General features: G+C 55.8%; 11 protein-coding genes. 6 read left to right on the forward strand and 5 right to left on the reverse strand.

Features of this window, described 5'->3' with window-relative positions; all coding sequences use genetic code 11:
* Nucleotides 1-7 precede the first annotated feature (7 nt).
* Nucleotides 8-1,228: an FprA family A-type flavoprotein gene (locus G340_RS0105530; protein WP_020072664.1), complete on the forward strand. Its 1,221-nt coding sequence runs from the start codon at nucleotides 8-10 to the stop codon at nucleotides 1,226-1,228.
* Between the two features lie 537 nt (nucleotides 1,229-1,765).
* Here the strand turns inward: G340_RS0105530 and G340_RS0105535 are convergent.
* On the reverse strand, nucleotides 1,766-3,193 hold the full coding sequence (locus tag G340_RS0105535; RefSeq protein WP_020072665.1) for a flotillin family protein: 1,428 nt from the start codon (nucleotides 3,191-3,193) through the stop codon (nucleotides 1,766-1,768).
* Between the two features lie 23 nt (nucleotides 3,194-3,216).
* The gene (locus tag G340_RS0105540) at nucleotides 3,217-3,921 is read right to left on the reverse strand and encodes a hypothetical protein (protein WP_033402162.1); all 705 of its coding nucleotides are present in this window, start codon (nucleotides 3,919-3,921) and stop codon (nucleotides 3,217-3,219) included.
* Between the two features lie 187 nt (nucleotides 3,922-4,108).
* Here G340_RS0105540 and G340_RS0105545 point away from each other — a divergent pair, with 187 nt between their 5' ends.
* From G340_RS0105545 to G340_RS0105565, 4 genes are all read left to right on the forward strand, one after another.
* Complete coding sequence (locus G340_RS0105545; RefSeq protein WP_020072667.1) at nucleotides 4,109-4,597, forward strand: helix-turn-helix domain-containing protein; 489 nt, start codon at nucleotides 4,109-4,111, stop codon at nucleotides 4,595-4,597.
* A 374-nt stretch (nucleotides 4,598-4,971) separates the two neighbouring features.
* Nucleotides 4,972-5,979 carry a CPBP family intramembrane glutamic endopeptidase gene (locus G340_RS0105555; RefSeq protein WP_020072669.1) on the forward strand — a complete coding sequence of 336 codons (1,008 nt, stop codon included), beginning with the start codon at nucleotides 4,972-4,974 and terminating at the stop codon, nucleotides 5,977-5,979.
* 1 nt (nucleotide 5,980) lies between these two features.
* On the forward strand, nucleotides 5,981-6,490 hold the full coding sequence (gene tadA / locus G340_RS0105560) for a tRNA adenosine(34) deaminase TadA (protein WP_020072670.1): 510 nt from the start codon (nucleotides 5,981-5,983) through the stop codon (nucleotides 6,488-6,490).
* A gap of 160 nt (nucleotides 6,491-6,650) precedes the next feature.
* Nucleotides 6,651-7,649: a linear amide C-N hydrolase gene (locus G340_RS0105565; RefSeq protein ID WP_020072671.1), complete on the forward strand. Its 999-nt coding sequence runs from the start codon at nucleotides 6,651-6,653 to the stop codon at nucleotides 7,647-7,649.
* 161 nt (nucleotides 7,650-7,810) lie between these two features.
* Here the strand turns inward: G340_RS0105565 and G340_RS0105570 are convergent, their stop codons facing one another.
* Complete coding sequence (locus G340_RS0105570; protein WP_326522328.1) at nucleotides 7,811-8,365, reverse strand: HXXEE domain-containing protein; 555 nt, start codon at nucleotides 8,363-8,365, stop codon at nucleotides 7,811-7,813.
* Between the two features lie 111 nt (nucleotides 8,366-8,476).
* On the opposite strand from G340_RS0105570, the gene G340_RS16445 reads away from it, so the two are divergent.
* Nucleotides 8,477-9,043, forward strand: a complete 567-nt coding sequence (locus G340_RS16445) for a TetR/AcrR family transcriptional regulator (RefSeq protein ID WP_020072673.1) — start codon at nucleotides 8,477-8,479, stop codon at nucleotides 9,041-9,043.
* 47 nt (nucleotides 9,044-9,090) lie between these two features.
* Here the strand turns inward: G340_RS16445 and G340_RS0105580 are convergent, their stop codons facing one another.
* Together G340_RS0105580 and ilvD are read right to left on the reverse strand one after the other, a co-directional pair.
* Nucleotides 9,091-10,176: a sialidase family protein gene (locus G340_RS0105580; protein WP_326522329.1), complete on the reverse strand. Its 1,086-nt coding sequence runs from the start codon at nucleotides 10,174-10,176 to the stop codon at nucleotides 9,091-9,093.
* A gap of 57 nt (nucleotides 10,177-10,233) precedes the next feature.
* Nucleotides 10,234-11,889: a dihydroxy-acid dehydratase gene (gene ilvD / locus G340_RS0105585; RefSeq protein WP_020072675.1), complete on the reverse strand. Its 1,656-nt coding sequence runs from the start codon at nucleotides 11,887-11,889 to the stop codon at nucleotides 10,234-10,236.
* Between the last annotated feature and the right edge of the window lie 27 nt (nucleotides 11,890-11,916).

The following is an 11,916-nucleotide window of genomic DNA, read 5'->3' on the forward strand; positions in this document are numbered from 1 at the left end:
AAAATTTATGTATTGCGTTAGAAATGTAACCGAAGATTTATACTGGGTCGGGGCCAACGATCACCGGCTCGCCCTGTTTGAAAATGCATATCCCATTCCCAGAGGCGTTACCTACAATTCGTACCTTCTGCTGGATGAAAAAACCGTACTGTTCGACACGGTGGATTGGTCCGCCTGCCGCCAGCTGGTAGAAAACGCGCAGCATGTGCTGAACGGCCGCCCGCTGGATTACCTCGTCATCAACCATCTGGAGCCGGACCACGCCGCTTCCATCGATGAAATCCTGCTCCGCTGGCCGGAAGTAACGCTGATCAGCAACGAAAAGGCGTTCATGCTGATGCGTCAGTTCGGGTTCCACGTGGATTCCCACAAAATCATCGAGGTAAACGAAGGCGACACCTTCAGCTTCGGCAAGCACACCGTCACCTTTGTATTCGCCCCCATGGTGCACTGGCCCGAGGTCATGGTCACGTTCGATACCACCAACGGCGTTCTGTTTTCCGCCGACGCGTTCGGCACCTTCGGCGCTCTGGACGGAAAGCTCTTTGCGGACGAGGTCAACTTTGACCGCGACTGGCTGGACGATGCCCGCCGGTACCTGACGAACATCGTCGGCAAATACGGCCCGCACATTCAGCTGCTGCTGAAAAAGGCTGGCGGAATTCTCGACCAGATCAAATACATCTGCCCGCTGCACGGCCCCGTGTGGCGTGAGGATCTGATGTATTTCATTCAGAAATACGACACCTGGAGCCGCTACGCGCCGGAAGAGCAGGGCGTTCTGATCGTTTACGCGTCCATGTACGGCAACACCGAGTCCGCCGCGCAGGCACTGGCCGCAAGGCTCTGCGACAAGGGCATGACAAAGGTCGCGCTGTACGACGTTTCCTCCACCAACGTGTCTCAGCTGATTTCCGAAACCTTCAAATACAGCCACCTGGTGCTGGCCTCCGTCACCTATAATCTGGGCATTTACCCCGCCATGCACAACTACCTGCTGGATATGAAGGCACTGAACGTGCAGAAGCGCACCGTCGCCATTGTTGAAAACGGCTCCTGGGCCTGCAAGTCCGGCGACCTGATGCAGAAATTCCTTACGGAAGAGATGAAGGATATGACCGTGCTCAACGAGCGCATCAGCATGGCTTCTTCCCTTGGGGAGGACAAAGAGGTGGAGCTCGATATCCTGACAGACGCGATTCTGGATTCCCTCAACGGGAAGAAATAACCGATTACCCTGCGGCACGTCAGTTGTCACTCCCCTTGTTTTAACCGCCGCGCGGCGAAGCTGGATGCCGGCGCGTGCAGACTGACCCCGCAGCCGGACCGCCGAACCCCTTGCCGGACCCCTACTCGGCAAGGAGATTCGGCGGTCTTTTTGTATTTCTGCCGGCGGCTGGCACAGCGTCCCTCGCGTTCCGCTTATGGCAGGCCGGGCCGGTCCGCCCACTGCGCGTTTCACAAATGTTTTGGAAGTATCGGTATTCTACAAAGGAAAAACCAGAGTCCGAACGCGCACCACGCATTTTAAAAGCGGGACACATCGCATCCTTCTCTGTCAGCACGCAAAAGCCCACCTGCCGCACTTGGAGTTGCGGCAGGTGGGCTTTTTTATTGAATGGAAGCGAAACCCCCGCAAAGCAAATGGCGTGGCGGCATTCCGGCAAACAAAAACGCGCTTTGAAACGACAGAGCCGGATCAAAGCGCATATTCCTGTTTGTCAGCGGGTGCATGCTGCGGCAGCCCGCATGCTTTCTTTTTCCGTTACGAGGGGGAGGCCGTGGCTTCCTCCTGTTTTCCTTCCGGGGCGGCCGGAGCTGCTTCGCCGGCCTGCGCCGAATCTGTGCCGAGGAAGTTCGGCAGGGTCATCCCCGCCTGCTGGAACAGCTCGTTCATCGGCGGAATGGATTTGAGCATACCGGAGAGAAAATTCGCCGTGGTGGGGGAACCGCCTTCTCCTCCCATGCTGTCCCATACGGTGACCTTGTCGATCTTGATATTCTTGATTGCGTCCACCTGAAGCTGCACCAGCTGCTCCAGCTTGTCGGCAATGATGAACTTGACCGCCGCATCCGGATCCCCGCCGGCCGCGTTGACCAGCTGCCGCATACCGGTTGCCTGCTTGGTAAGAATTTCCTCAACGCCTCTGGCCTGCGCCTCCATCCTTGCATAAATGGCGTCCGCCTCGCCTCTGGCCTTGCGGCGGGTGACCTCCGCCTCCGCTTCGGCCGCGATCTCCTTCTGCTGTTTGTCGATTTCAGCCTTCACGACAATATCTGCCTGCTGAGAGGCCCGAACCAGCGCGGCGCGCTCCTGCTCCGCGCGCTGCTGCGCGCCGTAAGCCTCCTGCAAGGCCATAGCGGCCTGCACCTTTTCCGCCGCCGTTGCCTGTCGAAGCGCCTCGGCTTCCTTTTCACGCCGGTTTGCATCCGACTGCGCTACCTCTATTTTTGCGTCGTTTTCACCCTGAATGGCAGTGGCGTCCGCCGCGGCCACCTGAATACGCTGATCCTTGAGGGCGTTCGCGTGGCCGATCTCACCGTCGCGGTTCTTTTCCGCCACGCTCTTTTTCGCGTCGTTGATGGCCTTGGCCGCCGCTTCCTTGCCCAGCGCGTCAATATAGCCGGATTCATCGTTGATATCCGTCACGTTCACGTTGATGAGCCGCAGCCCGATTTTCTTCAGCTCAATCTCTACGTTATTCGACACCGCAAGTAAAAACTTGTCGCGGTCGGTATTGATTTCTTCTATGTCCATTGTCGCGATGACCAGACGCAGCTGACCGAAAATGATATCCTTTGCCAGCTCCTGAATCTCCGCCAGCTTCAGCCCCAAAAGCCGTTCCGCCGCGTTCTGCATGATCCCCGGCTCTGTGGAAATGCCAACGGTAAAGCGCGAAGGCACATCCACCCGGATATTCTGCTTGGACAGGGCATTTTTCAGATCGACATTGATGGAAATCGGCGTCAAATCCATATACTGATACGCCTGAATGATGGGGATGATGAAAGCCGCGCCGCCGTGAATGCATTTCGCGGACCGCATCTGCCCCGATGTGTCGTTCCCAACCTTTCCGTAAATGACCAGAACCTTGTCGGACGGGCATTTGCGGTAGCGCGAGAGCACGCCGATCAAAGCGGCGAAAAGCACAACCACAATGATCGTAATCGCTACAATAATTTCAATTCCCATGAAAAGACCTCCCGATTTTTATTTTATGATGATGTTCCGTCATTGGGGGGGGCAGAGGATTCTCCCTCCTCCAGCTCCACAACAAGAACATTGTCCGCGCGAATATCCACCACCCGCACAAGCGCTCCGTTCGGCAAACCCACCGGCCCATCTGTAATGGCGGAGGCTTCGATAAACCGCTCCTGCACCGTCAGATTCACCTTGCCCTGCCCGGTTCCCCTCGCCGGAATCATCAGATATACCGTCGCCGTCTGCCCCAGGGCGTTGCGCATTTGCAGCGTTCCGTTCGAGGCCAGGCGCGCCGTCAGCTGAATGATCTTGCCCACACCGTACATGGCCAGCGCACCCAGAGCGGTGCCGATCAGCACGGCGAGCGTTCCCGGGGTGCCGGATTGATATGCGAGAATTGCCGTCCAGCTGAAAACCGCGAGAAACGCCACGATTCCTTCCAGCGTAAACAGGTGCAGCGCGCCCAGGTCGCCGGGGCTTCCCCCGTCTCCCGCGCCGCCGGAGTCCACCCCCGCGTCCGGGGGCACATCCAGATCGAAATCGACCGAATCCCCAAGGCCGTCAAAGCCGGAGAGGTCATCCGGGTTGATTCCCGGGCCGCTCTGGCCGAAGCCGACAGTCGTCATCACAATCTGAATCAGCAAAATCAGGCTCGACGGCACAGCAATGCAGTATAGCACCTGCGAAAACAAATCCAGAGTTCCCCACCACTCCAGCATATCCTTCACCTCAATGTAAATATAATTTACTTCGAGTATACCACTCCTCTGGAGATGTGTCAATCAGTTTTACCTTTATTCACCGGAGAATTCTTCAGATTTTTTGAGCGATTCAGTTGAAAATATTAAAATAAGTTGCTATACTGATGTAAATAAAATTTACGCACGCAGCATAGAGGTGACTGAGATGGATGCACAGAAACTCGGCCGAAAAATACGGGAGGCCCGCCTTGCCAAGCGCTTGACGCAGAGCGAGGTGGTCGGAGACTTTATTACACGCAATATGCTCAGCCAAATCGAAAGCGGCGCGGCAACTCCCTCCATGAAAACGCTGGAGTATTTATCTAACGTTCTGTCTGTTCCGATGAGCCAGCTTGTGCCGGGGGACGACCCCATTGAAACGCTGACCCAGGCGAAAACCGCCCTGATGCAGGGGCAGGCGGAACGCGCCCTTTCCCTTGCGGGGGATCTGATTCACGATCTGCACGACGAAAGCGACGCAATTGCCGCCCGCGCCCACCTGATGCTGGCGCGGCAGTTTGCACAGCACCACGAATATGTGTCCGCCGCTACGCACGCGCGTCTGGCGGCGGAGCGCGCCCAGCGGGGCATTTACGCCTGTGCCGACGTTCGCGCCGGCGCGCTTTCTCTGTTGGATGAAATCGGACAATCCTGAAAAACTGCCCCGCGCTGCCGTGCGCAAGCCGTGCCGTCCGCACCTGCAAAGTGCGGTTCGCGGCAGACGCGGCCCGGCCTCCAAATTTCATTGCCGCCGGTTCCATTTTGCTTTTTTATATGTTATAATAACCTCACGCCGCATGCCGAAGCAGAGCTTCGGGCGGCTGAGTGAGCATTGAAACATCCGCCCCCGGAGAGAATTATTTTCTCTCGCTCTCAATAAAGAAAAAGCAGGCACGGGATGTTATAATCACCTCACGCCGGATCGTTTTCGCCATCACTTGACTGACATTGATCCCCAATACCGTTTTCACGTCAGGTTCGCCATTCACCCCGCCGTGGGGTGTTTTGCATATTAAAAGGAGAGTTAGCATGAATCAACCAGCAACCGGCTTCCCCGCCGATTACGGCCGGTACGCCGCCGGGCAGGAAAAAAAGGCGCTCCGCTGGGAGGCGAACCGCCTTTGCATTGTTTTAATCGTGATTCAGGCCCTTGTGTCGGTTTTATCACTGCTGTCACGAATTTATCTGCGTGAGCTGGGGCTCTTGGGTTACCCGCTCGACGCGTTTCAGGGCGTCCCTCCCATCTTATATTTTTTGTCCTATGCGTCTTTCTATCTCGTCGGCCTCACGCTGCCGGTGCTCCTGTATTGGGGCATCCGCCATATTTCGCCCGCACAGGCTCTGCCGTTTGAGCCGGTTCGCCCCGCGTCCGCCTTTTGGATGATCCTGTTCGGCGTGGGGGTCTGCACCACCGCGAATATCCCCTCCAGCATGGTGGTATCCTTCTTCAAATCCATGGGGTACAGCGGCAACGTACCCGATCTTCCCCTGAACGAGGATCCTTTTGTGCAGGTGCTGTTTTTCCTGACGCTGGCGGTGGTTCCCCCCCTTACGGAGGAGCTGATCTTCCGTGGTGCGATTTTAAACGGGCTGCGTCCGTTCGGCGATACGGCGGCAATTTTCGGGTCCGCATTTCTGTTTGCGCTCTACCACGGCAATTTTGCCCAGATGGTGTTCGCGTTCCCGTGCGGCCTGGTGCTGGCGTTTGCCGTCGTCAAAACCGGCAACCTGTGGGTGGCGGTTTTGATCCATTTCATCAACAACGGAACCTCCGTTCTGTTTCAGCTTTCTCAGTTTTATACCGATCAGGCGACCGCCTCGACCGCCTACATGATTTACTTTATCGGTTCGGCCCTTGCGGGTGTTGGGGCGCTGATTTTTCTCTCGCGCCGCAACAAAAGCCTGTTCCAGCTGAATAACCGCGGCTCCCTGCTGTCCACCTCTCAGAAATTCGTCACCACGCTGTGGAACCCGGGCGCTGTCGCCCTGATTCTGCTTTCGCTGGTCAGCGCGGTCTATGTTCTGGAGACCTATTGACATGACGAATCCGGGACGCGATGAAAAAATGATGCGCCGCGCGCTCGAGCTGGCGCGGCTGGCCGCGCTGGAGGGAGAAGTCCCCGTCGGCGCAGTCGTCGCACGGGGGGACGAAATCATTGCGGAGGGCCGAAACCGCCGCGAAGCCCGCAAAAACGCCCTCTGCCACGCGGAGATTGAGGCGATCGACGCCGCGTGCCGCGCACTTCACGGCTGGCGGCTGTGGGAGTGCGATCTTTATGTCACCTTAGAGCCCTGCCCCATGTGCACGGGCGCGATTCTGAACGCTCGAATCGCACGGGTGGTTTTCGGCGCGGGCGACCCAAAAGCCGGTTCCTGCGGCTCGATTGTGAATCTGTTCGATCTGCCGTATAACCATCATCCCCAACTGGTATCCGGCGTTTTGCGCGAGGAGTGCAGCGAAGTGCTCACCGAATTTTTTCAGCGCCTGCGCGACAAGCGGGCTGTGAAAAAGCCGCAGCAGCCCCCGGCGGAGGGCCGGGCAGAATAATCGCCCGGGCGCCAATGCCGGTGGGCGGCGCTTCACATAAATTCCGCCGGCGGATTATAATAACATCAGGGAGCCCACAGTGAATAAAAGCCGCTAAACAGCAGCCTGCCCTTTGCAGGCTGTGATTTTTATCTGATTGACGAAAGGACGGAAAGCCGATATGTGTACATCGATTACTCTGCTGAACGCGCAGGGAGAAAATTTTTTTGGTCGAACCATGGATTTTTCTTACGATATTGAACCGGAGCTGTATGTGCTGCCGCGCAATTACGTGTGGAACGGCGCCTATGGCAGCCAGAGGATGCACAATCTATATGCCATTCTTGGCGTGGGGCAGGAAGACGGCCCCTTATTCGCCTTTTATGACGGCGTGAACGAAAAGGGCTTCGCCGCAGCGTCTCTGTATTTTGCCGGGTATGCGGCATACGAAGCAAAGCCGATGCCGGGAAAAATACCCGTGGCCTCGATGGACTTTCTTCATTACCTGCTGGCAAACTGCGCGTCTGTCGAAGATCTGGAAAAACTGGTCGCGCAGGTTTCGATCATCGGCGTGCCGGACCCGATAACCAACACGGCAGCGCCCCTGCACTGGATCGCCACAGACCGCAGCGGGAAAAGCGTTGTCGTCGAGCGCACAGAGCAGGGCACACGGGTATACCCAAACCCTATCGGCGTGATGGCAAACAGCCCGGAATTCCCGTGGCACATGACAAATTTAAGAACCTACGCGCAGGTATCGCCCCGGCAGGCGGCGGAGAATCAATGGGGGAACCTTACGTTAAAGCCGTTCGGACAGGGGGCGGGAACCTCGCTTTTACCCGGCGGATACACCTCCCCCGAGCGCTTTGCGCGCGCGGCCTACCTGAAAACACACCTGCCCGTCCCACAGACCAAGGAAGAAACGGTAATGTCCTGCTTCCATGTGATGGAGAGCGTATCCATCCCGAAGGGCGCGGTGATCAGCAACCGCGAGACATTTGATTACACGCGGTACACGGTATTTTTGAACACCAAAACCTGCGAGTATTATTTTAAAACGTATGAGAATTCGCAGATTCACACGGCCAGCATGTGGGAGAATTACCGTGACGGAGAATCCCGAATCCGACTGGGGCGTTTGAGTCGTCCTGTTCAGTTTGGAAAGGTTACTGTGGTTTAAACCGAATGCTCCTGGAGCTCATCCTCTAAATACACAATCCAAACATCTACAATCAGTAAAAAGGGAAGTGTTTTCAACCGCTCGTTAACAAATGGTTGAAAACACTTCCCTTTTCGCAGAATCCTGCTTCCCTTTTGGCAGAGGGCAGTCTTTTAAAATCACTATCGTTCCCTGGCAAACGCCGTTACCAGCCTTTCGAAGGTCCCCATCGCCCGGTGCAGGCCAATCACTATCAGCAACATCGCAACCACGCCCAGTACACAGAAAAGAAAAATTTCCATTCCGGTGAACGGAAAAAGCGTGCTCGACACATACAGCAAATAAACGCAAATCGGGAAAAACGGTATTGATGTCACAATGCCGGGTACATAATGCCGAAAACGCAGGCATAAAACGCCATGCACAAGTAAATGCACAGTAAAGCCGAAAAACAGACCATACCACAGCAGGTACCAGTTCATCAGGACAGACAGCAAAGAAATTGCGCAAATCACGATGGACTCGATTGCAACGGCAATCGAAAACGATGCGGTGCTCCTTAAATCCTCAAAGGGCGGCTTTTTCATTTTTGTCGCTATCCGCTGTGCCTGATAGCGATTTTTCCAGGCCTCTACAACAATAATTTCCTCAAAATCGTGCAGCATAAACAGGACCGGAAACAACCAGACGATCGCATTTATGGTAAACAAGTTATCGTCCCCTTTCTTAACTGTCACACTTGCGACACTTGTTTGTTTTCAGTATAATGATTTTAAGCAACAACGTCAATCATTTCGGCACAAGTGCTACATGTTCCAAAAAGTGTGACAAGGAAAGGGAAGAAAGACATGAAATCACTGAAAAATCCCATTGCTGAGCAATCCCGGCAGTGGCTGATTCAATCTTTATTAGACTTAATGAGCAAAAAGGAATACAGCGAAATCACCGTAACCGAAATCGCCGAACACGCGCAATTATCCAGAAGGACATTTTACCGTATTTTCAATTCAAAGGAAGAATTGCTGGAGCAATACTTTTTGACTATCTCCAACGAATATGTCTCTTGTTTCAACAAGAGCACCTTTTATTCGCTGAAAGAGATCATCGAAATCTTTTTTACCTTTTGCAAGAAGCATATTGATTTTTTAAGACTGCTGCAAAAAAATCATCTTCTTTATTATCTGCTGGAGCAATTCAACCTGATCCTGCCTGTCATTCATGACATGGTGCGCGGTGATCAGGGCATTTATCAAACTCCGCTGGAAAAGAAAATTGCTCTGCTGGCCAGCGCGGGCGCGCTTTGGAATATCCTGTCCGAATGGCTCCAGATGGAAGAGCGGCCTGCCCCGGAAGAAATATCTGAAATCATCCTTACGGCAATCGAACGAAACAAAAAAGGCCGTTCTTCGCCGTGAACAAATCACTTTGAATAACAGCCTTTTTGTTATGCTCTATAAATCGGCTAACTCAGCTCCTCAACCGCAATTCGCGCCAGGGCCAGGGATTCATTATAAATACAGTCGCCGTCAATCCAACCGCTCTCAAAAAAGCAAAATATCATTTGCTGATCCACAGATACCGCCAGATCGGAATAGCCCGCCTGCTGTTCGATCAGCACGCCGCCAGACCAGGTTGCGCCGTCGTCCGCGCTGAATCGGAGGGTCAGATTCTGCCGAGCGTCGCGGCTCCATTGGATGGTATCCCCTGATTTTTCCAGTTCAACGGCCGGAGCATCCCCATAAGCGCAGTTGGAAAACAGCAGTCTGCCATCCTCCAGGCGCGCCAGCGCCCCGGCGCAGACCGGGTCGGGAAGGCCGGGGTTCAGCTGCGCTTTTTGCCAGCAGTGTGCTGTACCGCGTACAAACGCGCGCTGCCGCACACCGAGGGTTCCATGGCGCATTGTCGCCAGCAGGGTCCCGTCAGAACATTCTGTCACACTGGCCTCCGTGGGGTCGGTGATCTCCGGTGAGCCGTCTACTATGTCTCCCCTTTGCCAGATAAGACCGTTATTATCGCTGTACAGGCAGGCAAAGCATGCGGGGCGGTGCGCGTTGACCCCCCGGCTCATCCACAGAGGTACCACAAGCTGCCCGTTTTGGGTACAAATTGCATGGCCAGGCGCCACCGCAAATACATTCCACGGGTACTCCGGCTTCCACTGCTCCACCAGGCAAGTGAGTTCCCGGCAAGATCCAAAGCTTTTTCCATCATCAAAGCTTTCCTGAACAAAAAGACGCTTATAATCCTCCATCCAGAAGAATAAGATTCTTCCATCCGGAGCGGTCAGCATCAGCGGATTATGTACCATTCGGCTATTCTCGCTGTCCTTTAAAATCTGCTGAGGGGCAAACGTTTTTCCGCCATCCTCACTTCTTCTGCACAACAGGGTTCGCCGCTGCAAATCCTCCTGCCGTCCCTCGTAATAGACAAGCAGCGTGCCTCTTTTCGTCACAATCAGCCCGGGAACCCGATACATTGCGTACCCACCCTCCCCATGCTGAACCATTTTTTGAATCTGCGGCATTTTTCCACCTCTTTCTTGAATCATAAAAAAGGAAGACTGTTTCCTCTGCGCGGGGAAACGATCTTCCTTTTATTTTATCTTTTATTTCTCAAACACCGCGCCTCGCGAACCGGAGGTCACGTGCTGCGCATAGCGCTTAATGTACCCGGAAAGCTCCTTCTCGGGCGCCTTCCACTGCCTGCGGCGTCTTTCCAGCTCCGCAGCCTCCACATGCAGGTTCAGCACGCGGTTTGTAATATCCACATCGATAATATCTCCCTCGCGGATCAGCGCGATGGGGCCGCCCACAGCGGCTTCCGGCGAAACATGGCCAACCGCCGCGCCGCGCGTTGCGCCGGAGAAGCGCCCGTCGGTGATGAGCGCCACGCTGGAGCCAAGGCCCATTCCCGTCAGAGCAGAGGTTGGGGTCAGCATCTCGCGCATGCCGGGGCCGCCCTTCGGGCCCTCATAGCGGATCACGACGACGTCACCCGCGTTGATTCTGCCGGAGAGAATCGCTTCCGAGGCATCCTCCTCGCAGTCAAAGCAGCGGGCCGGGCCGGTGTGCTGCATCATTTCGGGGGCAACCGCGCCCTGCTTGACCACCGCGCCGTCGGGGGCGATGTTGCCCTGCAGTACGGCGATGCCGCCGTCTTTGCGGAAGGGGTCTTCCAGCCTGCGGATGATCTCGCCGTCCGCGTCGGGCGCGGCGCCGATCCGGTCGGCCACGGTGCCGAGAACGGTCTTGCAGTCGGTATTGAGCTTACCGCCGCGCGCCAGCTCCTTCATCACAGCGGGAATGCCGCCTACCTGATTCAGGTCGGTGATAAACACCTGGCTGGCCGGGTTCAGCTTGCACAGCTGCGGCGTGTCGCGGCTGATGCGGTCAATATCGGTAATATCGAGCTTTACGCCGCGCTCATAGGCGATGGCGGTCAGGTGCAGCACCGAGTTGGTGGAGCAGCCGAGCGCCATTTCGGAGCGGAGGGCGTTCTCAAAGGATTTTTCCGTCAGAATGTCGCTCGGGCGCAGATCCTCGCGGTACAGCTCCAAAATTCGCTCACCGGCGGTTTTCGCCAGCTGAATGCGGTCGGACATCACGGCCGGGATGCTGCCGTTGCCGGGCAGGGCCAGGCCGATCGCCTCGGTAAGACAGTTCATGGAATTTGCCGTGTACATGCCCGAGCACGAGCCGCAGGTGGGGCAAGCGGATTTTTCCAGCGCGGTCAGCTCAGCCCCGTCGATTTTGCCGGCGGCGAAGCTGCCCACAGCCTCGAACATCTCAGAAAGGCCGAAGCGCACGCCGTTGTGCAGGCCCGGCAGCATGGGGCCGCCGCTGACAAAGATGCTGGGCAGGTTCAGGCGGCAGGCGGCCAGCAGCATACCGGGCACCACCTTGTCGCAATTAGGGATAAACACGACGGCATCCAGCGGATGCGCGGTGAGCATCACTTCAATAGAGTCGGCGATCAGCTCGCGGGAGCACAGGGAATACTTCATGCCCTTGTGGTTCATGGAAAGCCCGTCGCAGACGCCGATGGTATTGAACTCAAACGGAACACCGCCCGCGTTGCGAATTCCAGCCTTGACCGCCTCACTGATGTCCTTGAGATGACGATGGCCCGGAATGTAATCGCTGGCGGAATTGACCACCGCGATAAAGGGGCGTTTCATCTCATTTTCCGTCAGTCCCAGCGCGTACAGCAAAGAGCGGTGCGGGGCACGTGCGGCGCCTTCTTTCATTAAATCGCTTCTCATCGTGTTTTCCCTCCTAAAAGTGCCTGA

The organism is Faecalispora sporosphaeroides DSM 1294, from assembly GCA_000383295.1.
Taxonomy (GTDB): domain Bacteria; phylum Bacillota; class Clostridia; order Oscillospirales; family Acutalibacteraceae; genus Faecalispora; species Faecalispora sporosphaeroides.

Excerpts from the sequence above, each read along its gene's own strand:
- G340_RS0105530 (WP_020072664.1), top strand. The coding sequence starts at position 8 with ATGTATTGCGTTAGAAATGTAACCGAAGATTTATACTGGGTCGGGGCC.
- G340_RS0105535 (WP_020072665.1), bottom strand. The coding sequence starts at position 3,193 with ATGGGAATTGAAATTATTGTAGCGATTACGATCATTGTGGTTGTGCTT.
- G340_RS0105540 (WP_033402162.1), bottom strand. The coding sequence starts at position 3,921 with ATGCTGGAGTGGTGGGGAACTCTGGATTTGTTTTCGCAGGTGCTATAC.
- G340_RS0105545 (WP_020072667.1), top strand. The coding sequence starts at position 4,109 with ATGGATGCACAGAAACTCGGCCGAAAAATACGGGAGGCCCGCCTTGCC.
- G340_RS0105555 (WP_020072669.1), top strand. The coding sequence starts at position 4,972 with ATGAATCAACCAGCAACCGGCTTCCCCGCCGATTACGGCCGGTACGCC.
- tadA (WP_020072670.1), top strand. The coding sequence starts at position 5,981 with ATGACGAATCCGGGACGCGATGAAAAAATGATGCGCCGCGCGCTCGAG.
- G340_RS0105565 (WP_020072671.1), top strand. The coding sequence starts at position 6,651 with ATGTGTACATCGATTACTCTGCTGAACGCGCAGGGAGAAAATTTTTTT.
- G340_RS16445 (WP_020072673.1), top strand. The coding sequence starts at position 8,477 with ATGAAATCACTGAAAAATCCCATTGCTGAGCAATCCCGGCAGTGGCTG.
- G340_RS0105580 (WP_326522329.1), bottom strand. The coding sequence starts at position 10,176 with ATGATTCAAGAAAGAGGTGGAAAAATGCCGCAGATTCAAAAAATGGTT.
- ilvD (WP_020072675.1), bottom strand. The coding sequence starts at position 11,889 with ATGAGAAGCGATTTAATGAAAGAAGGCGCCGCACGTGCCCCGCACCGC.